Below are 24,792 nucleotides of genomic sequence, written 5' to 3'. Positions count from 1 at the left end.
CAGCCCGAAGAACACCGTCGAGGAGGTCCGAGATGACGGATCTGGCGAGGGACTACCTCGATCTCGACAGCCTGTTCTCGGCTGAGGAACTCGGCCTGCGGAACCGTGTCCGCGAGTTCGTGCAGGCCCGGATCAAGCCGAACATCGCGCGGTGGTACGAGGCCGCGCACTTTCCACGGGAGATCGCGAAGGAGATGGGCGCGCTCGGCCTGCTCGGCATGCACCTGACCGGCTACGGGTGCGCCGGCCGCAGCGCCGTCGAGTACGGCCTGGCCTCCATGGAGCTCGAGGCGGGCGATTCTGGCATGCGCACGTTCGTCAGCGTCCAGGGGTCGCTCGCCATGACCGCGATCCACCGCTTCGGCTCGGAGGAGCAGCGGCAGCGCTGGCTGCCCGGCATGGCCGCCGGCGACTTGATCGGCTGTTTCGGCCTCACCGAGCCGACCGCGGGCAGTGATCCGGCCGCGATGCGCAGCACTGCCGTACGGGACGGCGACGGCTGGGTCCTGAACGGAGCCAAACGATGGATCGGGCTGGCCACGATCGCCGACGTGGCGGTCATCTGGGCCAAGACGGACGAGGGCGTCCGTGGCTTTCTCGTCCCGACCGGCACCGAAGGATTCACCGCCACGCCGATCGAGCCCAAGCTGGGGATGCGCGCCTCGATCCAGTGCGACATCGACCTGACCGACGTGCGACTCGCCGCCGAGGCCGTCCTTCCCGGCGCCGTCGGGCTGCGGGCGCCCTTCACCTGCCTCAACGAGGCCCGCTACGGGATCATGTGGGGTGCGATGGGCGCGGCCCGCGACGCGTACGAGGCCGCGCTCGCCTACGCCCTCGAACGCCACCAGTTCGGCGCCCCGATCGGCGCGTTCCAGCTCATCCAGCAGAAGCTGGTCGACATGGTGCTGGAGATCCAGAAGGGGACGCTGGTCGCGCTGCGGACCGGACGGTTGAAGGACTCCGGCGCGTTGCGGCACGAGCAGCTGTCGTTCGGCAAGCTGAACAACGTCCGCGAGGCAATCGAGATCTGCCGCAGTGCTCGCACGATCTTCGGCGGCAACGGCATCACTCTCGACTACTCGCCGCTACGGCACGCGTGCAACCTGGAGAGCGTGCGGACCTACGAGGGCACCGACGAGATGCACACCCTCATCATGGGCCGGGCGATCACTGGGGTGGCCGCGTTCAGCCCGGGGACCGCGGGCTGACGAACGCCGGCGGCGTCCCGGGCAGAGGCGTCTCGCCGTCTCCGGCGTTGGCAACATCGGTCATGAGGCTGCGGCCCGTTCGCGGATCTCCACCGCCGTCTCAAGCATCTGCCGAGTGCTGGTGAACCAGTCCTGCAGATTCAGATCCACGATGAGCTCGTCTGCGCCGGCCTCTGCGGCCGTGTGGATGTCGTCCATGATCTGGTCGACAGTGCCGACGAACGGCGATCGGTCAGGTCCTGCCGGACGGTCGGTGAAGGTGACGTTTCCCACCACGACCATCTCCATCAGGCTTGTGTCCCGGCCATACTCAGAAGCCATTTCCCGGATACGGTCCCAGCTTGCGCGCAGTTCTGCGGCTCCTTCCGGGCCCGGCACGGTCAGGAACGGCAGCCAGCCGTCTGCGCGTTTGGCCATGCGCTGCACGGCCTTGGCGCTGCCACCGCCGCCCAGCATCACAGGGATTTTCGAAACGGGCTTGGGCAGGACCGAGGCGTTGTCGATGACTACGCGAGGACTCCGGAAGTTCACCGGGTCCGGCCCCCACACGGCATCGAAGACGTCCAGCGTCTCGTCGAGGAAGCGGCCGCGATCCGCTCGGGTGGCGCCAGCGGCCTGGAATTCGTCGGTGGACCAGCCGGTGCCCATACCCGCGATAACGCGGCCGCCGCTGATCTGATCGATCGTGGCCAGCTGCTTCGCCAGCTGGACGGGTGTGTGAAGTCCGGCGACCAGAACGGCAGTACCGAGGCGCACCTGTTCGGTCGCCACCGCCGCTGCCGTGAGGACTGCCATGGAGTCGGCGGCCTGCCGCTGGGTTTCCGGCCACGGCACGTTCGGCGGGGCATATGGTTCGGCGGGTGTCTCCGGGAAGAGCAGCCGTTCGTACGTCCACAAACTGGCGTACCCGGCCGCTTCGGCCGTTCTGGCTGCTTCGACCACGTCGTGTTGTAGGTCGGTTCCCAATCTCTGGGGCAGACGAAGTCCAAGTCTCATTTGAGACCTTCCATGTAGTCGTGAATGTCGTGGCCGCCGCAGGAACTGAGCCGAGCCTCACTCCTACCCCGCTTACCAGGCAGAGTGCAGATCTCGGCCGTTCTCGGACCACCCAGCGAGTCTTAAACACTCACATTGATGTGAAGGTCAAGGCGTAGGCTTGAGCACATGAGAATCGGAGAGCTCGCGGAGCGTACCGGCGTATCCCGCCGGCTACTGCGCTACTACGAGGAGCAGGGGCTGATCATAGCCAGCCGCGCCCTCAACGGTTACCGTGAGTACAAAGAGTCACATGTGGACGTCGTGCTGCAGATCAAGGGACTGCTCGACGCCGGACTGCCGACCCGAATCATTCAGCAGCTCCTGCCGTGCCTGGACAAGCCGCAGACCATTTACGTCCCCGACGTGACATCCGAAATGATCACCACACTGCAACGCGAACAAGCTCGGCTGTCCGAACGCATCGAGTTCCTGACCCGCAACAGAGACGCAATCGCCGACTACCTCGACACGGTTCTCAGCGTCAAGGCAGCGAACGCCGAGAGCAGGGCCACGTCATGATCTGACGAGCGTCTCGCGGTTGGTCACGCAGCATCGATCTGGACGGGGAGGGCGGCCAGGCGCCATTCGAGCATGCCCTCGGTCAGCCGCCCGGCAGTGCGACCGCGGGCGTTGAGCAGGCAGACCGCGTCGGGCGCCGGCACGCAGTTGCTGCTCGCCGCCGTCAGCGATAGCGCACACCTCGCGGGGTCCAGGGCCGGTACGGACTTCGGATCTCCAGATCGTCGCCTTCACCAGCGCCAGCACCTGTTGTCCAGATTCATCGGAAAGTCGACCAAACATGGGCCAATCCGCGTGCACCCCGGCGACGAATGACTGACGGGAATCCGGCCGGATCCTTTCTTCCCGCAAGTCACAGACCGGCTACTCATGTGGCCGGGAGCCGAAAGGACCCAGCAGACAATGGAGCTGCGAACCAACCGGCGCGTCCTCGTCGCCCTCGGCATGGCAGGCGCGCTGGCCGCGTCCTCTCTCGCCCTGCTTCGACCGGAGAGCGGCGCGGCGTCCTCGCACCGTGAGGCCCCCATGATCGCGGGCGACCCCCGGAACGACAACACCGACGTGTACGCCTTCGTCAGCCCGGACAAGCCCGACACCGTCACCTTGATGGCCAACTTCATCCCGTTCGAGGAGCCGACCGGCGGGCCGAACTTCTACCAGTTCGACACCAACTCGCGGTACTCCATCAAGATCGACAACAACGGCGACGCGAAGCCCGACGTCACCTACCAGTGGACCTTCCGCAACGAGGACAGGCGCGGCACGAGCTCCTTCCTCTACAACAACGGTCCCGTCACCTCGCTGAACGACCCGAACCTGCTGTTCAAGCAGCGTTACACGCTCAAGAAGATCACCCACGCGGGGACGCGGACCCTGACCTCGAGCGGCATCGTGGCCCCGAGCAACACCGGCCCCGCCTCCATGCCGCGCTACTGCACGCTGCGCGCCCAGTCGATCAAGACTCTGCCCGGTGGCGGCAAGGCGTTCGCCGGACAGGCCGACGAGGCGTTCTTCGCCGACCTGCGGGTCTTCGACCTGCTCTACGGCGGCAACCTGTCCGAGGTCGGCCAGGACACCTTCAAGGGCTACAACGTGCACAGCCTGGCCCTGCAGGTGCCCAAGAAGGATGTCGCCCTGCGCGGGAACGTCGGCCGCAACTCGGTGATCGGCGTCTGGTCGACCGTGGACAAGTGGAGCCCGAAGGGCTACGTCCAGGTCTCGCGTCTGGGCCAGCCACTGGTCAACGAGGTCGTCGTCCCGGCGGCGCTGAAGGACGCGTTCAACGCGCTGCCCCCGCACAAGGACGCCGACGTCCCGGCCGTCGTCAAGCGCGTCACCAACCCTGAGGTGCCCAAGCTCCTCGAGGCCATCTACGGCCTCAAGGCGCCGAAGACCCCCCGCACCGACCTGGTCGAGATCTTCCTGACCGGCATCGCCAAGGCCAACGGGCCGATCAAGGCCGACCTCAACTCGCAGATCCTCAACAAGGACGCGGGCAAGCTGCGTCCCTCGGAGATGCTGCGGCTGAACATGGCCATCCCGCCCACGGCCGGCCCGAACCGGCTCGGCGTGCTCGCCGGCGACCTGCAGGGCTTCCCGAACGGCCGCCGCCTCGGCGACGACGTGATCGACATCGCTCTCCAGGCGATGGCCGGCGCCGCCCAGACCGGCAAGCTCGTCGACGCCCTTGCGGCCGGCGACAAGGTGAACCAGAACGACAAGCCGTTCACCGCGCAGTTCCCCTACATCCCGCTGCCCGGCAACACGTCCGTCAACGCCCGCTGACCTGAGGCGCGGGACCCGGTACTCCCGGGTCCCACGCCCAGTCCTTAGGGGATCACCGTGAAGAATTCCGCGAAAGTCCGGATCGTCGCCGCCGTGCTGGGCCTGGCCTCCGTTCTGACCGTGGGGGCCGCCCTCATCCCCGGCGACCGGCAGTCACCGACCGTCGTCGTCGGGGCCGCCTACCAGACCGGCGAGAACCCGGTCTTGGCCACCTCGCTCAAGGACGCGATCCGGGCGCTCACCGCCCGGCTCCAGCGTCTGCCCGACGACCACCAGGCCTGGGCACAGCTCGGCTCCGCCTACGTGCAGCAGGCCCGCCTGACCGCCGACCCGTCCTTCTATCCCCGCGCCGAGCAGGCGCTGGCCCGTTCCGTCGCCTTGCGCCCCGGCAACTTCGCCGCGCTGACCGGCCAGGCCGCCCTGGCCGCCGGTCGTCACGACTTCGCCGAGGCCGTACGGCTGGCCCGAGTGTCGGAGGCCGCCAACCCCTACGGCGTGGACGCCCAAGCGGTGCTGGCCGACGCCTACACCCAGCTCGGCCGGTATGGCGAGGCGACGCGGGCGATCGACAGGATGATGGCCCTGCACCCCGGCGTCGCGGCCTTCACCCGGGCGTCCTACGACGCCGAGCTCCACGGTGACCGGGCCGCGGCCCGCCGCATGCTGGAGCGGGCCCTCGGCGACGCGTTCTCGCCTGCCGACATCGCCTACTGCCGCCACTACCTGGGAGAGCTGGCCCTGCACTCCGGTGATCTGAAAGGTGCCACGAAGCAATACCGTCTCGCGCTGGAGGCCGCCCCCGACTTCACCCCCGCTCTCGCCGGAACCGCCCGGGCCGCCGCGCTCAGCGGCCGGCCGGCCGAGGCCGCCGATCTCTACGCCACCGTGGTCGCCCGGTTGCCCCTCGCTCAGTACGTCACCGAGTACGGCGAGGTGCTGTCCGCGGCGGGCAGGGACCCGGGGGAGCAGTGGGCGCTGCTGCGCGCACAACGGGACCTCATGAAAGAGGCAGGGGTCAAGGACGACCTGACCTGGGCCGAGTACGAGGCCGACCATGGCTCTCCCGCACGGGCGGTGGAGCACGCCCGGGCCGAGTACGCCCGCAACCCCAACGTGGTCGCGGCCGACGCCCTGGCCTGGGCCTTGCACCGCGACGGCCGCGACCGGGAGGCGTTGCCGTACGCGCGCGAGGCCACCGCCACCGGCTGGCGCAACGCGCTGCTCCATCACCACCGCGCGGAGATCGAGCGTTCGCTCGGCATGGGCGAGGAAGCCCGGAAATCCGCGGCCATGGTCCGTGACATCGATCCGGCGTTCTCCCCTGATCTTCCGGCGCTGGCGAGGTTGTCATGAGGCACGGAAGGGTTGTCAGGACGGCGGTCGCCGCGGCCCTGTCCGGCCTGGCGATATGCGCGACGCTCGCCGCGACCCCTGCGGCCGCCCGGGCCGCGTCCATGCACCCCTTGGGCAACTTCACCGTCAACCACTACAACGGCCTGCGGATCACTCCGGACGAGGTGGAGAACCTGGCGATCGTGGACAGCGCCGAGCTGCCCACCCTCCAGGCCCGCTCCACGGTGGACGCCGACCGGTCGGGCACGGTGTCCGACGCCGAACGATCGTCGTACGGCACCGCCCGGTGCGGCGAGCTCGCCGCCGCGCAGCGCCTGACGGTCAACGGGACGGCGACGCCGTGGCGGGTCTCCGAGGCCGGCTTCGTCTACGAACCCGGACAGGGCGGGCTGGAGATCAGCCGCCTGACCTGCCGGCTGTCGGTGTCGGTGGTGACGCGGGGAACGGTCGGGTTCAGGGACGGCTTCCTCGCCGACCGGCTGGGCTGGCGGGAGATCACGGCGGTGTCCGCAGGCGGGGCACGGCTGGCGCGGTCGTCCGTTCCCGGTGTGAGCGTCAGCAAGGAACTGCGCGGCTACCCCGGTGACCTCCTGGCGAGCCCGCTCGACCAGCGTACGGCGGAACTGAGCGTCGTCCCCGGGGCCGGATCCGTGGCGGTCGCGCCGCCGCTGACGGGCGGCGGGCCGGTCGGGGACGTGCTGGCCGCCCTGGACGACACGTTCACCAGGCTGGTCGGCACCGAGTCGCTGACCGTGCCGCTGGGCCTGCTGGCCGTTCTGCTGGCCACGCTGCTCGGCGCCGGTCACGCGCTCGCCCCAGGACACGGCAAGACCATCATGGCGGCCTACCTGGCCGGGCGGCGAGGCCGTCCACGGGACGCGCTGGTCGTCGGCGCCACCGTGACCGTCACCCACACGCTCGGCGTTCTCGTGGCCGGCCTGCTGCTGACCGTCTTCTCCACCCTCACCGGCGAGTCGTTGCTCGGCCGGCTCGGCTTGGCCAGCGGTCTGCTGATCGCCGTCATCGGCGCGGGTCTGCTGAGGTCCGCCTGGCGGGCCCGTCGTAGCGGGGAGCACCACGGTCACGGGCATGGCCACGGGCATGGACACGGTCACGGACATGGACACGGTCACGGGCACGGGCACGCGGGTGCGGAGGGCGGCCGGGTTGCCCTGCTGGAGCGGGAGCGGGTCGGTCACGTGCGGGAAGGGGGCTCGCGACGCGGACTGGTGGGCATGGGGGTGGCCGGAGGCCTGGTGCCCAGCCCGTCAGCGCTCGTCGTCCTGCTGGGTGCCATCGCGCTCGGCCGTACCTGGTTCGGGATCGCACTCGTCTTCGCCTACGGCGTCGGGATGGCCGCCACGCTCACCGTCACCGGGCTGCTGCTGGTCAGGCTGGCGGGAAGGCTCGACCGCATCGCCGTCGGGAGCCACGGCCTGACGGCCCGCTGGTCGGCGCTGGCACCGGTCGCCACCGCCTGCGTCGTCATCGTGCTCGGGCTGGGCCTCGCGGTACGCAGCCTCACCGGGGCCGCCTGACCTGCTCACCCCCCGAAAAAACGAATGTGGGTCCCCGCACTGCGGGGACCCACATCGGTGCCTGACTTCGGCCGGGCGCCGCTACTTGGTGAGCGGGGCCAGGGTGGGGTCGTTGGCGTACGCCTCGGCGGCGTTCTCCTTGGTCACGATCACCGGCGGCAGCAGGAACGACGGGACGACCTTCACGCCGTTGTTGTACGACTTGGTGTCGTTGACCTCGGGCGTCTTACCGGCCTGCAGGTCCTTGACCATCTGGATGGTCTGCTTGACCAGGTTGCGGGTGTCCTTGTTGATCGTGGAGTACTGCTCGCCGGCCATGATCGACTTGACCGACTCGACCTCGGAGTCCTGGCCGGTCACGACCGGGATCGGCTTGCCGGCGCCCTTGACCGAGGTGATGATGGCGCGGGCCAGCGTGTCGTTCGGGGAGAGCACGCCGTCCAGCGTCTTGTCACCGTTGTAGGTGGAGGTCAGCAGAGAGTCCATCCGACGCTGGGCGTTCTCGGCCTTCCAGCCGTCGGTGGCAGTCTGCTTGATGTCGGTCTGGCCGGAGCCGACCACGACGTCACCCGAGTCGATCTTCGGCTTGAGCACGCTCATCGCGCCGTCGAAGAACACCGCCGAGTTGTTGTCGTCCTGCGAGCCGGAGAACAGCTCGATGGTGTACGGGCCGCTCGACTTCTTCTTCGCCATGCCGTCGAGCAGGGCCTGGCCCTGGAGCTCGCCGACCTTGAAGTTGTCGTACGCGACGTAGTAGTCGACGCCCTGGGTGTTCTTGATGAGACGGTCGTAGGCGATGACCGTCGCACCGGCCTGCTTGGCGGCCTCGACCTGGGTGCTCAGCTGAGCGGCGTCGGTCGCGCCGATGACGATGACCTTGGCGCCCTTGGTGACCATGGCCGAGATCTGCGCCTGCTGGTCGGCGACAGTGGTGGAGGAGCCGGCGTACTGAACGTCGGACTGGAAGCCGGCCTCCTTCAGGCCGTTGGTGAACAGGTCACCGGCCAGAACCCAGTTCTCCGAGGTCTTCGCCGGGAGGGCGACGCCGATCAGAGAGTTGGCCGGGAAGCCCTTGTCGGAGCCGGCCGAGCTGGAGGCAGTGGCGTCGCCGCCCGAACGCTCGGACGAGCAGCCGGCAAGCGCCAGCAGCGCGATGGCGCCGGCCGCCACACCCCTGACGAGGATGTTACGCATTTTCAGGTGTGCCCTTCTTCGAAATAAGACGGGGCGGAGGCGTCCGCCCCGTCGAACGGTGGCCGTCAGCCGGCTACCGGACTTTTGCCGCTTTCCTGGCCCGCTTCGACGGCAGACGCGGGGCTGAGCGCCGCGTCCCTGCGGAACGGGCGCATCAGGGAGTCGATGACGGAGAAACGTCCCTGCTTCTTGTTGTAGGCGTCGAGCGCGACGGCGAGCAGCAGGACCACACCCTTGATGATCTGCACCCTGTCGGAGCCCACGCCCATCAGCTGCAAGCCGTTGTTGAGCACGGCCATGACGAGGCCGCCGACGATGGACCCGCTGATCGTGCCGAGTCCGCCGGAGACGGCCGCGCCGCCGACGAAGACGGCGGCGATCGCGTCCAGCTCCCAGCCGATGCCGTCCTGCGGCCCGGAGGCGGCCGAACGGGCGACGAAGATCATGCCGGCCAGAGCCGCCAGGACCGACATGTTCATCATCACGAGGAAGTTGACCCGCTTGAGCTTGACGCCGGACAGCTCGGCGGCGCGGGCGTTGCCGCCGACCGCGTAGATGTGCCGGCCGCCCGCCGTGTTGCGGGTGACGAACCCGTAGATGACGACCAGGACGCCGAGGATGATTCCGGAGACCGGGAAGCTGGTCCCGACCCGTCCGCCGGCGAACTGCAGGGTCGCGAACACCACCACGACGACGGGGATGACGATCCGGATCGCCGAGATCCACATCGGGGCGACGTCGGCCATCATCTCCCGCCGGGTGCGGCGGCCCCGCCACTCCCGGATCACCACCGCCACGCAGACCACCAGGCCGAGCAGGAGCGTGAGGTTGTTGTACCCGGTGTCCGGGCCGACCTCCGGCAGGAAGCCGGCGCCGATGGTCCTGAATCCTTCAGGCACGGGGATGGTGTCGGCGTTGCCGATGAACTGGTTGCCGCCGCGGAACAACATCATGCCGGCCAGGGTGACGATGAACGCCGGCACGCCGACGTACGCCACCCAGAAGCCCTGCCAGGCGCCGATGAGGGCGCCGACCGCCAGGCCGATCAGAATGGCCGGGAACCACGGCACCGAGTAGTCCTGCATGACGTTCGCGACCACGATGCCGACGAACGCGGCGACCGAGCCGACGGACAGGTCGATGTGGCCGGCCACGATGACCATCAGCATTCCGATGGCCAGGATCAGGATGTAGGAGTACTGGCTCACCAGCGAGATGAGGTTGCCGGGGCTCAGCGTCAGGCCGTCGGTCAGGATCTGGAACAGGAGGACGATCGCGACCAGCGTGAAGATCATCCCGAACTGACGGGCGTTGGAGGTCGTCCCTCCGAACAGGGATTTCTGGAGTTCTTTCACGCGGCTCATGATCGTTGTGCCTTCTTCGCTGAGGTCATCTGCTTCAACAGGAGTTCGGGGTCGGCGTCCTGCCGGTCGATGTCGCCGGTGATCGTCCCCTCGAACACCGTGTAGATCCGGTCGCACAGTCCGATCAGCTCGGGCAGCTCCGACGAGATGACGACGACGCCCTTCCCCTGGTCGGCGAGCCGCTGGATGATGCCGTAGATCTCGTACTTGGCGCCCACGTCGATGCCCCGGGTCGGTTCATCGAGGATGAGCAGGTCGGGATCGGTGAACATCCACTTAGCCAGCACGACCTTCTGCTGGTTGCCGCCGGAGAGCTTGGTGACCCCCTCGTCGACGCTGGGGGCCTTGACGCGCAGGCTCGTCCGATAGCTCTCGGCCGCCTGGTACTCCCGCACGTGGTCGATCACGCCGTGGCTGGAGATCTTGGACAGCTTGGCCGACACCATCGAGGTCTTGATGTCGTCGAGCAGATTCAGGCCGATCGACTTGCGGTCCTCACTGACGTACGCCAGGCCGTGCTCGATGGCGTCCGACACGGACTTCAGCACGATCTCCTGGCCGTCCTTGAAGATCTGCCCGGAGACGTAGGTGCCGTACGACCGGCCGAACAGGCTCATCGCCAGCTCGGTGCGCCCGGCGCCCATGAGGCCGGCGAACCCGACGATCTCGCCGCGGCGCACGGTGAAGCTGGAGTGCTTGGCCACCAGGCGGTCGGCGGAGATCGGGTGCCGGACCGTCCAGTCGCGCACCTCGAAGAAGACCTCGCCGATGTTGGGCGTGTGGTCCGGGAACCGGCTGTGCAGCTCCCGGCCGACCATGCCCCGCACGATCCGGTCCTCGTCGACGCCGTCCGCCTTGATGTCGAGGGTCTCGATCGTCTTGCCGTCCCGAAGGATGGTGATGGAGTCGGCGACCTGCGCGATCTCGTTGAGCTTGTGGGAGATGATGATCGACGTGATGCCCCGGCCCTTGAAGTCACGAAGAAGGTCGAGCAGGTGCTGCGAGTCGTCCTCGTTCAGGGCGGCGGTGGGCTCGTCGAGGATGAGCAGCTTCACGTCCTTGGCGAACGCCTTCGCGATCTCCACGAGCTGCTGCTTGCCCACGCCGATGTCCTTGATCAGCGTGTCCGGGTCCTCTTCCAGACCGACCCGGGCCATCAGCTCCAGAGCCCGGCGGTTGGCGACCTTCCAGTCGATCACGCCGCCACGGCCCGGTTCGTTGCCGAGGAAGATGTTCTCGGTGATGGACATGCCGGGCACCAGGGCGAGCTCCTGGTGGATGATCACGATGCCGGCCTGTTCGCTGGCCCGGATGTCGGAGAACCGGCTCTCCGTGCCCCGGTAGAGGATCTGGCCGGAATAGCTGCCGTACGGGTAGACCCCGCTGAGCACCTTCATCAGGGTGGACTTGCCGGCGCCGTTCTCTCCGGCGATCGCGTGGATCTCGCCGGCCCGCACGACCAGGTTCACATCGGAGAGCGCCTTGACCCCCGGGAACTCCTTGGTGATCGAACGCATCTCCAGCAGGACGGGTGCGCCGCTCATGACCAGCTCACCCCGCTCCGGTCCCATGCCGGGTACGGCCGCGGGGCGGCGGGGTCGCCGTCCCTGAGCCGCCGGAGGGATCCGCGCGCGACCGGCTGCAGCGGGTCGCGCCACGTCACCCATGACATTTCTTGCCTCCGGGGGTCGTCATCAGTCGAGGCCACGTAGTCCATGGCCTGAAACCTATTGCGAAGACGAAGGGGCTTCGCGAAGCCCCAATATCGCCTATATCTCGGACAAGCCGCCTGTTCGGGGGGTGATCGGCGTGTGTCGATGCCGCAGTCGTGCGCGGTTACGGGCCGGCACGGGCCCGGCTGCCTCGTCGCGGGCGGCCGGCGACGATGTCCGCCGGGCGCGATCACCCAGGGCTCTTCCGCCCCGGCGCCGACCGGCCGGCTCATCCCCACCCGCGAGGCCCTCCTGACCGGACACGGCGCCGCGGGAGAGAAGATCAACAACCATGACGATTCTGTTCTCCCTCCGGTAGCTCGTGACATCGTTGTCAGGCAGGTAGCGGGTAGAGACTGCTCCCACGTTACGGGTGTGTCAACCGAGGTCGTTCCAATGTGGCCATTTCGTGACGGATATCGCCTCTCAGGGTGTTTAACCTCACATGATCGGCTGACCGGTCCGCCGATCCGGGCGGCACAAGTCGCGCCGAGCCGTACGCCGATCGGGTGCCGGGGGTGCACGGCAGGTGCCGGCTAGCGGGGCGCGAGGCCCCGCGCGACCAGCTCGGTCGGGAGCACCACTGTACGTGGCCAGGAGCGGTCGCCCTCTATCCGGCGGAACAGCAGCTCGGCGGCGGCCCGAGCCAGTTCCCGGGTGTCGTAGGCGATGACCGTCAACGGGTACGGCACCAGGCCGGCCATGTCGAAGTCGTCGAATCCGAGCAGCGCGGCGTCGCTGCCGCGCCGGTGCAGTTCCTCGATCACGCCCAGGGTGATCCGGTTGTTCAGGCTGAAGAAGGCGGTCGGCGCATCCGGCCGGTCGAGCATCTCGGAGACGACCCTGGCCGCCGCGGAGGGGCCGCGGATGCCGTCGCGGACCAGCCGGGTGTCGTACGGCACGCCGGCCGGGGCGAGCGCGTCCTGCGCGCCGTCCAGCCGCTCGCGCATCGTGTAGACGCCGAGCGAGTCGAGCAGGATTCCGATCCGGCGATGGCCCGCCTCGAGGAGCCGGCGCATCCCGTCCCGCGCGCCTCCGCGGTTGTCGAGCAGCACCGTGTCGGCGATCAGCCCGCCGGCCGGCCGGTCGAGGAAGACCATGGGGGTGCCGAGCTCGATCTCGGCGCGCAGGAACGCGTGGTCGTCGCCGGCGGGCACGACGAGCAGTCCGTCGACGCGGCGGGTGCACATCTCCCGCAGCAGTTGCTGCTCGCGGTCCGGATCCTCTTCGGAGCTGGCGATGATGAGCATCGTGTCGTTCTGCCGCGCGATCTCGGCGACGACTCCCGCGATCGTGGCGTAGAACGGGTTGGCGATCTCCTCGATCAGCAGGCCTATCGTGGCGGACGGCTGTCCGGAGCGCAGTGAGCTGGCCTGGGGGTTGCGCCGGAAGCCGAGCTCGGCCACGGCGGCGAGCACCCGTTCGACCAGCTCAGGCTGGACATGCGGCGCGTTGTTCACGACCCGGGAGACGGTCTTCAGACTCACTCCGGCCCGAGCCGCCACGTCCGCCATGGTGGGCCGCCTTGCACGGCCGACGTCACTAGCCACGCGACGAACCTTACCGGGCGTGCCTGACGCTATTGTGACAACGTTGTCCGAGCGCTATAGGGAGCCTCATGTCCGATCTCGCCCTCGCCGTCGACGTCGGCGGAACCAAGGTAGCCGCCGCCCTGGTCGCCGCCGACGGAACCGTTGTCGAGCGGCGGGTCCGGCCGACGGCCGTTTCCCCTGACCCGGAGGCGGTCTGGCGCCCCGTGACCGAACTCGTCGCGGAGGTCCTCGCGGCCGGCACGGGGCAGGTGGTCGGCGTCGGCGTGGGCTCGGCCGGCCCCATCCATGTGCCGGAGGGCTCGATCAGCCCGGTCAACATCCCGGCCTGGCGGCGTTTCCCGCTTCTGCACCGTCTTGCCGAACTCGTGCCCGGGGTTCCTGCCCGGCTCGCCGGCGACGGCATCTGCGCCGCGGCGGGGGAGCACTGGCGCGGAGCGGGACAGGACGTGGACGATCTGCTGGGCATCGTCGTCTCCACCGGTGTGGGGGGAGGCCTGATCCAGGGCGGGCGCCTGGTCGCCGGGCCGAGCGGCAACGCCGGCCATATCGGCCACGTGGTCGTCGACCTCGACGGCGTTCCCTGCCCGTGCGGGGGACGGGGCTGCGTCGAGGCGATGAGCAGCGGGCCGAGCATGGTCGCGTGGGCACTGCGCACCGGATGGCAGGCACCCGTGCCGGCGCCGACCGGGGTGGACCTCGCGGCCGCGGCCCGGGCCGGTGATCCGTACGCGAACGAGGCGTTCCAGCGGGCCGGCCGTGCCCTCGCGGCGGGCATCGTCTCGACGGCGGCCATCTGCGACCTGTCCCGGGTGGTGATCGGCGGCGGTGTCTCGGCCGCCCACGACCTGCTCTTCCCGCCACTGAGGGCGGCCATCACCGAGTACGGCCGGCTGGCCTTCCTCCAGGGGATCGAGGTGACGACCGCGAGCCTCGGCAACTCCGCCGGCCTGGTCGGCGCCGCCGCCCTGGTGCTCGCCCCGGAGGCGTACGCCGGCCGCGGCGTCGCCTCGCTCACCTGACCTCCCTGGGCCACCTGGGAAACCAACGGAGTGTTTCGGCGAGGTTACGCGATTAGTCTTGACAACGTTGTCTCGGAGTAACAGGCTAGCCGCGATCTCCATTCGGGTGCGCTCTTCCGCGGGCGCACCGTCTCCTCGTGGAGCTTCCGCATGGTTGAAGACCTACATCCCTACTCACGGCAGCGGTCGAAGCGGTTCTCACCGCCTGGCGGCACCCCTCCCGGCGTCGCTCCGCGGTGACCCCCGGGCCGCTTGAGCGGTGATCCACGGCCGGCATACGGCGGGCCCTGCCCGGCTGCCCGGTAGGCGCGCTGCCCGGTCCATCACGGTCGATGGACCGTGGCAGCCAGGGTCTTCCTCCCCGACGTTCGACGCTCGATCTCCATCGAGTCGAAAGGCCCAGTGATGTCAGATTCCCCCCTTGCTCGTCTTTTGTCCCTCAGGCGGATAGCCGCTGCCACGGCGCTGTCGCTGCCGGCGTGGATGCTCGTCGCCACGCCTGCGGCGAACGCCGCGGTGCCGCCGGGCAATTTCGGCTCCTCGTTCGAGTCGTCCGACCCGCAATCCGCGACGAGCACCGCGGAGGTCGGCGCGGACGGCAAGCCGGTCCAGGCCAACCTGAGCGGCTCCAACCCCGGACTGCCGGGAAGCGTGCTCGGCCAGATCAGCGCGGTGACCGCGAGCGCGGAGAACCCGCCGGGCGAAGTCGCCGCGAACCTCAAGGACGACGACTCGTCGACCAAGTGGCTGGCCTTCAGCCGGACCGGCTCGGTCACCTACCGGATGTCCCAGCCCGTGGCGGTAAAGAAGTACGCGCTGACCTCGGCGAACGACGCGCCGGGCCGTGACCCCAAGGACTTCACGGTTCAGGGGTCGAACGACGGCAACGAGTGGACCGACCTGGACAGCCGGACAGGACAGACCTTCACCGGGCGGTTCGCCACCAACACCTACAGCTTTACCAACACGACCGCCTACACCTACTACCGGCTGAACGTCACCGCGAACTCCGGTGACTCGATCATCCAGCTCGCCGACTGGAACATCAGCGACGGCTCGGACACCACGCGGCCGGCCACCCCGATGGTCAGTGTCGCCGGTCCGGGTCCGGTCGACGGCGCCAACATGAAGCCCGGGGCCGGATTCACCGGAGTGACCGCGCTGCGGTACGCGGGCTACGCCCAGGCCGGCGGTCGCGCATCCGCGACCAACAAGCTGTTCGACGTCGACATCCCGGTCGGACCGAAGACCCGGCTGACCTACAAGGTCTTCCCCGAGTTCACCGCCGATGACGCGCAGTACCCGTCCACGTACGTGGCCGTCGACCTGCACTTCACCGACGGCACCTACCTGAGCAGCCGTTCCCCCCTCGACCAGCACGGTTACTCGCTCACGGCGGCGGGGCAGGGCGCGTCGAAGGTGCTGTACACCGGCGAGTGGAACGCGGTGCAGTCCGAGATCGGGGCGGTCGCGAACGGCAAGACGATCGACCGCATCCTGCTCTCCTACGACGATCCCCAGGCGAGCGCCTCGACGCGTTTCCAGGGCTGGCTCGACGACATCAAGGTGACGGGCAGCCCGGCGCCGATCGACGGCTCCAGCCTGACCAACTACGTCGACACCCGGCGCGGTACCAACGCGACCGGCGGGTTCTCGCGCGGCAACAACCTGCCGATCTCGGCGATGCCGAACGGCTTCAACTTCTTCACGCCGGTCACCAACGCCGCGTCCAACAGCTGGGAGTACGACTACCAGCGGGCCAACAACGCGGCCAACCTGCCCACGCTGCAGGGGCTTGAGATCTCGCACGAGCCCAGCCCGTGGATGGGCGACCGCAACCAGATGTCGGTCATGCCGGTGCTCGCGGGCGGGCCGCTCACCGGAGCGCCGAGCAACCGCGCGGTCGCCTTCAGCCACGACGACGAGATCGCACGGCCGGACCTCTACTCGGTCACGCTGCAGAACGGCCTGAACGCGCAGATGTCGCCCACCGACCACGGCGGGATCATGCAGTTCGCCTTCCCGTCCGGGCAGGCCACCGGAAGCCTCGTCTTCTACAACGGCACGTTCACCATCGGCACCGACGGCACGTTCACCGGCTGGGTCGACAACGGAAGCGGCCTGTCGGCAGGTCGCAGCCGGATGTTCGTGTCGGGCGCCTTCGACCGTGCGCCGACGGCGACCTCCGCCACTTCGGCCACCTTCGACCTCTCTGCGAACCAGCAGGTGACGCTGCGCATCGCGACGTCGTTCATCTCGGTCGACCAGGCGCACAGGAACCTCGACTTCGAGGTCACCGGCAAGAGCTTCGACCAGATCCACGCCGCCGCCACCGCGGCCTGGCAGGACCGCCTCGGCCGGATCGAGGTGGGGGGTGCGAACGAGACGCAGCTGGTGACGCTGTACTCGAACCTGTACCGGCTGAACCTCTATCCGAACTCGCAGTCGGAGAACACCGGCACCGCCGCCCAGCCGCACTGGCAGTACGCCAGCCCGGTTTCGGCGCCGACCGGCACGTCGACCGCCACGCAGACCGGCGCGAAGATCGTCGACGGTCAGATCTACGTCAACAACGGGTTCTGGGACACCTACCGCACCGTGTGGCCCGCGTACTCGCTGCTGTATCCGGACATCGCGGCCAAGATCGCCGACGGGTTCGTCCAGCAGTACCGTGACGGCGGCTGGGTCGCCCGCTGGTCGTCCCCCGGCTACGCCGACCTGATGACCGGCACCAGCGCGAACGTCGCGCTGGCCGAGGCTTACCTGAACGGCGTTAAGCTGCCCGACCCGCTCGCCGCGTACGACTCCGCGGTGAAGGACGCGACGGTCGCGTCCGGGCGCAGCGAGGTCGGCCGCAAGGGCATCGAGCGCTCGCTGTTCCTCGGCTACACGCCGACCTCCACCGGCGAGTCGGTGTCGTGGGCGCTGGAAGGCTTCATCAACGACTACGGCATCGGCAACATGGGTGCCGCCCTGGCGAAGGACAAGGCCACGCCGAAGGCGGATCGCCAGCGGCTCAAGGAGGAGCCGCAGTACTTCCTGGAGCGGGCCCGCAACTACGTCAACCTCTTCGACAAGAACCAGAAGTTCTTCCAGGGGCGCGACGCCGCCGGTAACTTCCTGACCGGCGACCCGCTCGACTGGGGCGGCGTCTACACCGAGACCAACGGGTGGAACTTCGCGTTCACCGCGCAGCAGGACGGCCAGGGTCTGGCCAACCTGTACGGCGGGCAGAAGGCGCTGGGGGACAAGCTCGACCAGTTCTTCAGCACCCCGGAGAATGCCGACCACACCGGTGGGTACGGCACCACCATCCACGAGATGCTCGAAGCGCGCGCGGTGCGCCTGGGCCAGCTCGGCATGAGTAACCAGCCGTCGCACCACATCCCTTACATGTACGACTATGCCGGGGAGCCGTCGAAGACGCAGGCGATCGTGCGGGAGATCCTGCAGCGCCTCTACGCCGGCGGCGAGATCGGCCAGGGCTACCTGGGCGACGAGGACAACGGCGAGATGTCGTCGTGGTACATCCTCAGCTCGCTCGGCATCTACCCGCTGCAGGCCGGCTCGTCCAACTGGGCCATCGGTTCGCCGCAGTTCACCCGGATGACCGTCCACCGGACGACCGGCGACATCGTCGTCAACGCGCCGGACAACAGCACGAAGAACGTCTACGTGCAGAGCGTGAAGGTCAACGGGAAGAAGCAGCGTGACGTGTCCATCGACTCGTCCACGCTCGCCCGTGGCGGCACGATCGACTTCGAGATGGGCCCCAAGCCGTCGTCCTGGGGCACCGGCAAGAACGACGCACCGCCGTCGCTGACCAAGGGCAACGAGGCGCCCAAGCCGTTGCAGGACACCACGGGCCCCGGTCTCGGCACCGCGACCGCGACCGGTGGGCAGGACGCGTCGAAGCTGTTCGACGACTCGTCGATCACGCAGATGACCTTCACCTCCGGCACACCGCAGGTCAGCTGGGCCTTCCGGGGCGGCAAGCAGACGCCGATGTACTACACCCTCACCTCGGGGGCGAGCGCGGGAGACCCCGCGGACTGGCGGCTGCAGGGCTCCAACGACGGGATCACCTGGACCACCGTCGACTCCCGCAAGGGCGAGGTGTTCCAGTGGCGCAACCAGACCCGGCCGTTCAAGATCAGCAATCCGGGACGGTTCGCGCAGTTCCGCCTGGTCGTGACGAAGACGGTCGGCGCCACTCAGACGAACCTCGCCGAGATCGAGCTGCTCGCCGGTGGCGACCTCCAGCTCGGTGGCGGCGCCATCACGGTGACCACCGCGGACAGTGTGCACGCGACGTCCGGCGCTCCGGTGTCGATGCCGGTCGCCTCGGTCACCGGGGGCAACACGAGCGGCTACACGGCCACCATCAACTGGGGTGACGGCTCGCCGGCCACCGCAGGCACCCTGGCCCTGAGCTCGCGGGACGTGTACAGCGTCAGCGGCTCGCACACCTACGCCACGCCGGGTTACTACCAGGCCGCCGTCACGGTGAACGACGGCACCGGCCAGGGATCGGCGACGATCGGTGTCGACGTGGCCTACGCGCCGAGCTCCGGTCTCACCGCGGCGTTCGACACCGTCTGCATCGGCGACGAGGGAGTCCTCGCGGCCAACTGCGACGCCAAGGGGTGGGCGTACTCGCGTGCCGCTCTCGAGGCGGCCGGCATAACCCAGGGCCGGTCGCACGACGTGCCCGGAACGGCGCTGCACTTCACGCTGCCGGCGATCCCGGCGGGCCAGCGGGACGACGCCACCGGCAACGGCAAGACGATCGTGCTCAACCTGCCGGACGACGCCAAGAGCATCTCGTTCATCGGCGTCGGCACACAGGGCAACCAGAGCACGACCGGCACGGCGACGTTCAGTGACGGCAGCACCGCCGCCTTCCCGATCCAGATGAGCGACTGGACGCTGGGCGGCAACCCCAACGGCACGCCGTCGTACGGCAACATCGTCGTCGCCAAGACCGCGTACCGGCTGCTCGGCACCAGCCGGGACGGCGCGCAGCCGTTCCTGTTCGCCACCGCGCCGTACCAGATCCCGGCGGGCAAGAAGCTCGTCTCGGTGACCCTGCCGGCCCAGACCGGCGACCCCGGCTCCGCGGGCAGGATCCACGTGTTCGCCGTCGCCGACGACGGCACGCCGCACGCAGCGCTGGAGGTCACCGCCCCCAAGGCCCAGACGGCCACCCCGGGGCAGGTCTTCGCCGCGGACCTCGGTTCGGTGACCGGCGGCGTCATCGGCTCGGAGGGCTACCACGCCCGCGTCCAGTGGGGTGACGGCACGGCTCCCGACGACGCCACGGTCGACGCGTCCGGTGCGATCAGCGGACGGCACACCTATGCGCAGGAGGGCACGTACACGGTTCACGTCACCACGTGGGAAACGCTGTCGAGCAGCACGGAGACGTTCACCGTGAAGGTGGCGCGGTCCGGGTCGCAGCCGTCGATCGCGGTGACGCAGTCGGCTCTCGCCGGTGACCCGATCACCGTCAACGGCAGCGGGTTCGCCGCGGGCGAGCGCGTGACCGTCAAGCTGGGCACCAGCCCGGCGCGCAGTCTGACGGTCGAGGCCTCGGCCCAGGGCGCGGTGCACGCGTCGGTCGTGGCGTCCGATGACGCCGAGCCCGGCCGGTACTCCGTGACCGCCGCCGGGGCGTCGTCCCAGACACCGGCGACGGCGACCGTCCAGGTGACCGAGGAGCAGCCGGCGGTGCCGGCGTACCGGCCGCAGGTGCTGCTGTCGGCGACCTCGGGGCCGCGTGGTACGGCGATCACGATCGACGGTTCCGGGTTCGCGCGGAACGAAGCGGTCACGATCACCTTCGGTGACGGACTCTCCTCCACCACCGTGCACGCGAACGGTGACGGCATCATCTCCGGTGCGACCGTCAGCGTTCCGGGAACGGCGAAGCCCGGTTCGACCAGCGTCACGCTGGCCGGCGCCGACTCGGCGACCCGGGTGGAATCTCCCTTCACTGTCACCGGCCAGAACTGAGCCGGAGCAGTGAAACCGGTGGGCGGGGCCGTGATCACGGCCCCGCCCACCGGCGGTTCATGTACGGCCCGGCTCCGCGGAGCCGGGCTGATTCAGTTGTGGATCCGGATGGCTCCCGCGGTGATCTGCTGCGGGTCCACCAGGTCCAGGTCGTATTCCAGAGAGGGACTGTTGTCGTAGACGTTGTCCCGAAGCGGGTAGGGGCCCGTCTTCAGGTCCCAGACGACCAGCCTCAGCCGGTCGGGGTCGTAGCCGTACAGGACGAACCCGCGCCCGTCCGCCGTCGTGCCCTTGACGGCGACCTTGTCGTCAGGGGTGACGACCAGCCACTCCAGCGTCTCGGACGCCACGTCGAAGTCCGTGCCGTCGACTCGGAACGAGACCTTGCCTCTGGTCGGTTCGGGGCCCTCGTCGTGGGGCCGGTAGGCCGGATTGAACTGGAAGTGGCCCTTTCCTGCGAAGGGCTCCGGCGAGGCGAGGTGACCGCCGCCGGTCGCGAATCCCGCGTCCGGGTCGTAGACCACGACCATGGTCTCCCGTGTCCGGGTTCCCAGGTCGTCGTCCGTCACCGTGACCTTGATCGTGTACATCCCCGCGTGGGCGTACCGGTGCGAGCGGTCGCACCGGTCGTCGACCGCCGCGAAATCCTCCGTGGTGCCGTCGTCCCAGCCGACCACGCACGTGTGCGTGTCGTTCTCACCCGGATCGCTGACCGGCACCGTGACCGTGACGTCCGTGCCCACGCGGTAGACCGACCAGGGCTCGGGACCGAACCCCGCGGGATCGACGGCCAGGGCTTTCCGGGCGGGCTGGCTCGTGGCGGCGACGCGCGGCGCCACATTGCGGACGGTGACGGTGGCACGGTCGGTCACCGGGCCGTTCACCCCGTCGTTCGCCGTCAGGATGGCGACGAACTCGCCGTCGTCGTTACAGGTGATCGTCGTCTGGGCGGCGCGCGGGTCGGCGACCACGCAGGCCGCGCCCGGATCGGTTCCCGACACCGGCTGCAACGTCCAGGTGAGGGAGGGGGTGGACTCGCGGTCGTGCGCGTACCCGTTGAGCGTGATGAAAGCGCCCTCGTCCCCCGTGACGTCCACGCCGGCGCTCACGGTCGGCGGCTCGTCGACCGGAACGGGGAGGGATCCTCCGCTCCCGCCGTCGGTGATCTCGACCCAGAACTCGTCGCTGATCGGAGCACCTGGGGTGGGATCGGTGTAGAGGATCCTGTCGCCGGTGTAATAGGCGCGGAGCCTGCCTCCCGCGACCGAGTTCTGGCGCTGCGGCACCGCGCGAACCGAGAAGTCCCAGTCGGGGTTGGACGCGCCCTCGATGGTGGAGGCGAAGGGGTACTCGTCGCACTGTTCGCCCGGAGGCTGTGGTGGTCTGGGCAGCCACAGGTCGAAGTAGACGTCCCGCTGGACGCCCGTGCGATAGCAGGCGGCCTCCTTGTGGTCCTCGTGGTTCTTGGCCAGTCCGGTGTTGGCCGGGTCGTAGCGGTGCAGCCCCGGGTCGGCGGCGCTGCCTAGACGGCCAGGGATGAGCTTGTCCCTCGGCGGCGGAAATCCCGCCGGAACCAGGAGCGGATAGGAGTCGTTGGGCGTGTCCTGGGCGATCTTGATGTGGTTGGCCACCAGGGCCACGTCTCTGTCGCCTGTCGAATACGTGATGTGGGGGAGCACCTCGTTGAAGATGCAGGCCTGCGGCGCGAACTGGAAGTACGTCGCCGAGTCGCACCGGATCATCCGATCGTCGGTGTCGACGGGTTTGAGGAGTTTGAACCTTCCCTCAGCACCTGAACCGATCCTGATGAACCACTGGTGGTAGAGCACCTTGTCCTGGAATGTCGAGCGGTCTTCATGGGAGAAGATGTCCCACTTGGCCCACACTCCCGTGTCCCAGGAGGCCAGGGTGTGGTCCACGCCGGAGAACGCGCCGTGACAGTAGTCGGGCGCCTCGCGGCAATCGCCGACCGCGCTGAAGGACTGGTTGGGCGCGGTGAACCAGTTGTCCCACAGGCCCCAGTCGTAGTCGACCGAGCCCTTCTCGATCCGGAAGAAGATGCGGACCTTTCTGGTCTGATTGCTGGCCAGGCCGATGATGGTGAACTCGGCCTCGGTGGTGCCCACCTTCTTCGGAGGTTTGTCGGTGTAGAACTCGTAGTAGTCGATCTTGAGCTCGCCGCGCTGGCAGTATTCGAATCGGTTGTGAATCCGGCCGACCTTGCTTCGTGCGCCGGGCAGTGACGTGCAGTTCTTGACGAAGTTCTCGTCAGGCTCGTCGGGTGGCTCAGCCATGGCGGCGGCGACGCGGTTCTGCTCTTCCCCGTCCCCGAACTCCGCCGAGTCACGGTAGGACTTCTGCCCCGTCGCGATCGCGGTCTCCCGGGCGGCCGCCTGCGCCTCCTCGGGGGAGAGCGACGCGGTCTCCCGCTGGACCTTGGCTTTCATGTCGTCGGCGCCGACCGTGCTGCCGTCGCCGAATCTGAAGGTGACCTCCGACGAGTATCTGACGGAAGGCTCTCCTGCGGGTTCGGGACCGGCGGCCGAGGCGGGCTGTGTCATCCCCGCCACCAGCACGGCGGCCATCACCAGAGTCATTGCTTTTCGCTTCGAAGGACGTAACCCCAACGTCTCTTCCCCCTCGTAATTGATCAGGAAGCGAATCGGCGCGAGCGTAACACTGACGATCTAGGCGATCAATGGATGGTTTTCAGATTTCAATGACTTTTATTGACCGAGCAGACGGAAAACGTCTTGCCTTCTCGTGGGAATTCGCTCGGCCACCAGCGAGGACAACGCACAGTAGGCGGCGGTCCGAGCGTCCGGGAACATCGCCACTCGCACGGCGTTTCCCGCATGTGCCCGGAGGAACGCGAGCCGCCGTCGGCCTGGAGTCATGCGATCCCGGCCGACGGGGTCGGCAAGCGATGCGCCGGCGACGTGGCCCTCCTCGTTCCAGCTCCTGATCAACAGCCCCAGCGGCTCGGTGTCCTCGACCAGCCGCGGCATCCCTGCGTCCAGCGCAGCCGAGACCAACGGCTCATCCGCCACGTCGGCACGGCGGGCGCACCACCGCGCTTGATCGAGGGCGACGCGTCGCAGCGTCGCGGCGTCGCTTCGGTCGAGGAGATCGGCGAGTTCGGGATCGAGTTGCCGCACCTCGTGGCCGGACAACGAAGGCGGGTCCTCGAGCAACGGTCGCAATGCGGCGGCGGCGAGCGGTCCGCCGAAGAGGGCCTCGGTGACGGGCGTCCCCGCGAAAGACTCCAGAAGCCGCAGCGCACCGGCGGCTCCCTGCCCGCCCTCGAGTGAAAGCCTCCCCGGATCACTGCCCCACCGCACGGACGGCCTCCGTGCATCGAGTCCCGCGACCAGCTCACCGTCGACGGCCAGCGCCACGTGACATGCTTCGGGAGCGACGAGCACGGACATGACCCGCGTCTCCGCCGAGAGCGCGCGCAGGACCTCTGGCCGCGCCCCCTCGGCAGACGACACCTCCAGGAGCAGAACCGCCTTGCCGTACGGCTTGGCGAGACACAGCCGCGGATATCCCGCGTCGAACGACCGCGACAGCCGTACGGCGTTCTCGAAGGTCATCGCAGCGGGAGCATCGAGCGCGCCGCATCTGGCCAGGGCGGACCCCGCGTCGATATTTGTCGCCGCCGTCAGGCAGAACGCCTCCCCGAGCCACGCGTAGGCTCCACTTGACGTCATGGCGGTCAGCGCTTTCTCACGACGGCTCAGGGAATCGGTTGAGGGCGGTCGCGCTCCTCGTCGCCACAGTAGTCCCCGATCGCCACGTCAAAAGGAGTGAGCGCCAAAACCCCGAGTCGTCGAGCAGGGCCGATGGGTCGATGCCTTCAATGGCAGCGCCCAGCGAATGAGAAATCCTGCACCGATGAGTTCACGTGAAATTCCGTGAATGCATGCTCTTCGATATACGCCACCGCACCGGTATGTAGTAGGCCCCGGCGTTCCGGGGGAGCGGCCTCAGAAGGTCTCGGTGAGAGCGTTGAAGCGGGACAACATGTCGGCCAGCAACCGGACCTCGTCCTCCGGCCAGGTGTTGAGCAGCGCGCGGAACCGCTCCTGCCTGGCCTTTCTCGCCCGGTCGAGCCGCTGCCGCCCCTCGCCGGTCAGCTCGAGGAGGTGCGCACGGCCGTCGAGGGGATCGGGAGTGCGCCCGATCAGCCCGAGCATCTCGAGCACCTTCAGCTGGCGGCTGATGGTGGCCTTGCCGATGCCGTAGTAGGCGGCGAGGTCGCTGGGGCGTGCCGGAGCCGCCTCGTGGATGCGGACGAGCAACCCGTACGCGCCCGGGTCCAGCTCCGGGTGCACCTCGCGCATCATCTCGGCGGACAGTGCGCGAGATCGCCGGAACAGGACGCCAAGCTGGTGTTCGACCGCAGAGTAGGCTTCACGCCCCTCGACGGAGACCACCGCCTGTGCCTCGTTCACGTCGCCGCCACCCCCTTTTCCGAACGAAAGATCG

15 protein-coding genes are annotated in these 24,792 nt (G+C 68.6%); 7 read left to right on the top strand and 8 right to left on the bottom strand.

Going from position 1 to position 24,792, the window contains the following annotated elements; all coding sequences use genetic code 11:
• Positions 1–32 precede the first annotated feature (32 nt).
• Positions 33–1,211, top strand: coding sequence for an acyl-CoA dehydrogenase family protein (locus Pth03_RS21390; RefSeq protein WP_203946105.1), 1,179 nt, complete (start codon positions 33–35; stop codon positions 1,209–1,211).
• A 60-nt stretch (positions 1,212–1,271) separates the two neighbouring features.
• Here Pth03_RS21390 and Pth03_RS21385 read toward each other — a convergent pair whose 3' ends face one another.
• Entirely contained in the window at positions 1,272–2,153 is an 882-nt protein-coding gene (locus tag Pth03_RS21385; protein ID WP_203946104.1) for a TIGR03619 family F420-dependent LLM class oxidoreductase, read from the bottom strand.
• Positions 2,154–2,375: 222 nt separating this feature from the next.
• On the opposite strand from Pth03_RS21385, the gene Pth03_RS21380 reads away from it, so the two are divergent.
• From Pth03_RS21380 to Pth03_RS21365, 4 genes are all read left to right on the top strand, one after another.
• Positions 2,376–2,768: a MerR family transcriptional regulator gene (locus Pth03_RS21380; RefSeq protein WP_203946103.1), complete on the top strand. Its 393-nt coding sequence runs from the start codon at positions 2,376–2,378 to the stop codon at positions 2,766–2,768.
• A gap of 402 nt (positions 2,769–3,170) precedes the next feature.
• Positions 3,171–4,553: a DUF4331 domain-containing protein gene (locus tag Pth03_RS21375; protein WP_239119243.1), complete on the top strand. Its 1,383-nt coding sequence runs from the start codon at positions 3,171–3,173 to the stop codon at positions 4,551–4,553.
• Positions 4,554–4,610: 57 nt separating this feature from the next.
• On the top strand, positions 4,611–5,906 hold the full coding sequence (locus tag Pth03_RS21370) for a tetratricopeptide repeat protein (protein WP_203946102.1): 1,296 nt from the start codon (positions 4,611–4,613) through the stop codon (positions 5,904–5,906).
• Complete coding sequence (locus Pth03_RS21365) at positions 5,903–7,444, top strand: nickel/cobalt transporter (protein ID WP_203946101.1); 1,542 nt, start codon at positions 5,903–5,905, stop codon at positions 7,442–7,444. The genes Pth03_RS21370 and Pth03_RS21365 overlap by 4 nt, the downstream gene beginning before the upstream one ends.
• Before the next feature lie 81 nt (positions 7,445–7,525).
• Here Pth03_RS21365 and Pth03_RS21360 read toward each other — a convergent pair whose 3' ends face one another.
• The 4 genes from Pth03_RS21360 to Pth03_RS21345 all read right to left on the bottom strand — a co-directional run bounded on the left by Pth03_RS21360 (position 7,526) and on the right by Pth03_RS21345 (position 13,264).
• Positions 7,526–8,638: a substrate-binding domain-containing protein gene (locus Pth03_RS21360; protein ID WP_203946100.1), complete on the bottom strand. Its 1,113-nt coding sequence runs from the start codon at positions 8,636–8,638 to the stop codon at positions 7,526–7,528.
• Between the two features lie 65 nt (positions 8,639–8,703).
• Positions 8,704–10,002: a multiple monosaccharide ABC transporter permease gene (mmsB, locus tag Pth03_RS21355; RefSeq protein ID WP_203946099.1), complete on the bottom strand. Its 1,299-nt coding sequence runs from the start codon at positions 10,000–10,002 to the stop codon at positions 8,704–8,706.
• On the bottom strand, positions 9,999–11,546 hold the full coding sequence (gene mmsA / locus Pth03_RS21350) for a multiple monosaccharide ABC transporter ATP-binding protein (protein WP_239119242.1): 1,548 nt from the start codon (positions 11,544–11,546) through the stop codon (positions 9,999–10,001). Before mmsA ends, mmsB begins: the two co-directional genes overlap by 4 nt.
• A 704-nt stretch (positions 11,547–12,250) precedes the next feature.
• Positions 12,251–13,264 carry a LacI family DNA-binding transcriptional regulator gene (locus tag Pth03_RS21345; RefSeq protein WP_239119241.1) on the bottom strand — a complete coding sequence of 338 codons (1,014 nt, stop codon included), beginning with the start codon at positions 13,262–13,264 and terminating at the stop codon, positions 12,251–12,253.
• 68 nt (positions 13,265–13,332) lie between these two features.
• Here Pth03_RS21345 and Pth03_RS21340 point away from each other — a divergent pair, with 68 nt between their 5' ends.
• Both Pth03_RS21340 and Pth03_RS21335 read left to right on the top strand, forming a co-directional pair.
• The gene (locus tag Pth03_RS21340) at positions 13,333–14,286 is read left to right on the top strand and encodes an ROK family protein (protein ID WP_203946098.1); all 954 of its coding nucleotides are present in this window, start codon (positions 13,333–13,335) and stop codon (positions 14,284–14,286) included.
• Between the two features lie 405 nt (positions 14,287–14,691).
• Positions 14,692–20,301 carry a GH92 family glycosyl hydrolase gene (locus Pth03_RS21335; protein ID WP_203946097.1) on the top strand — a complete coding sequence of 1,870 codons (5,610 nt, stop codon included), beginning with the start codon at positions 14,692–14,694 and terminating at the stop codon, positions 20,299–20,301.
• Positions 20,302–20,393: 92 nt separating this feature from the next.
• Here the strand turns inward: Pth03_RS21335 and Pth03_RS21330 are convergent, their stop codons facing one another.
• From Pth03_RS21330 to Pth03_RS21320, 3 genes are all read right to left on the bottom strand, one after another.
• A complete protein-coding gene (locus Pth03_RS21330) occupies positions 20,394–22,898 on the bottom strand; it encodes a NucA/NucB deoxyribonuclease domain-containing protein (protein ID WP_203946096.1) in 2,505 nt (834 codons plus the stop codon).
• A gap of 129 nt (positions 22,899–23,027) precedes the next feature.
• Positions 23,028–24,014 carry a DUF6461 domain-containing protein gene (locus Pth03_RS21325; protein WP_203946095.1) on the bottom strand — a complete coding sequence of 329 codons (987 nt, stop codon included), beginning with the start codon at positions 24,012–24,014 and terminating at the stop codon, positions 23,028–23,030.
• A 276-nt stretch (positions 24,015–24,290) separates the two neighbouring features.
• Positions 24,291–24,758, bottom strand: a complete 468-nt coding sequence (locus tag Pth03_RS21320) for a MarR family winged helix-turn-helix transcriptional regulator (protein WP_203946094.1) — start codon at positions 24,756–24,758, stop codon at positions 24,291–24,293.
• Positions 24,759–24,792 lie beyond the last annotated feature (34 nt).

It is taken from the genome of Planotetraspora thailandica (assembly GCF_016863335.1).
GTDB lineage: Bacteria > Actinomycetota > Actinomycetes > Streptosporangiales > Streptosporangiaceae > Planotetraspora > Planotetraspora thailandica.
Note: the sequence above shows the minus strand (reverse complement) of the source record. Positions and strands in the feature narration are given on the sequence as shown.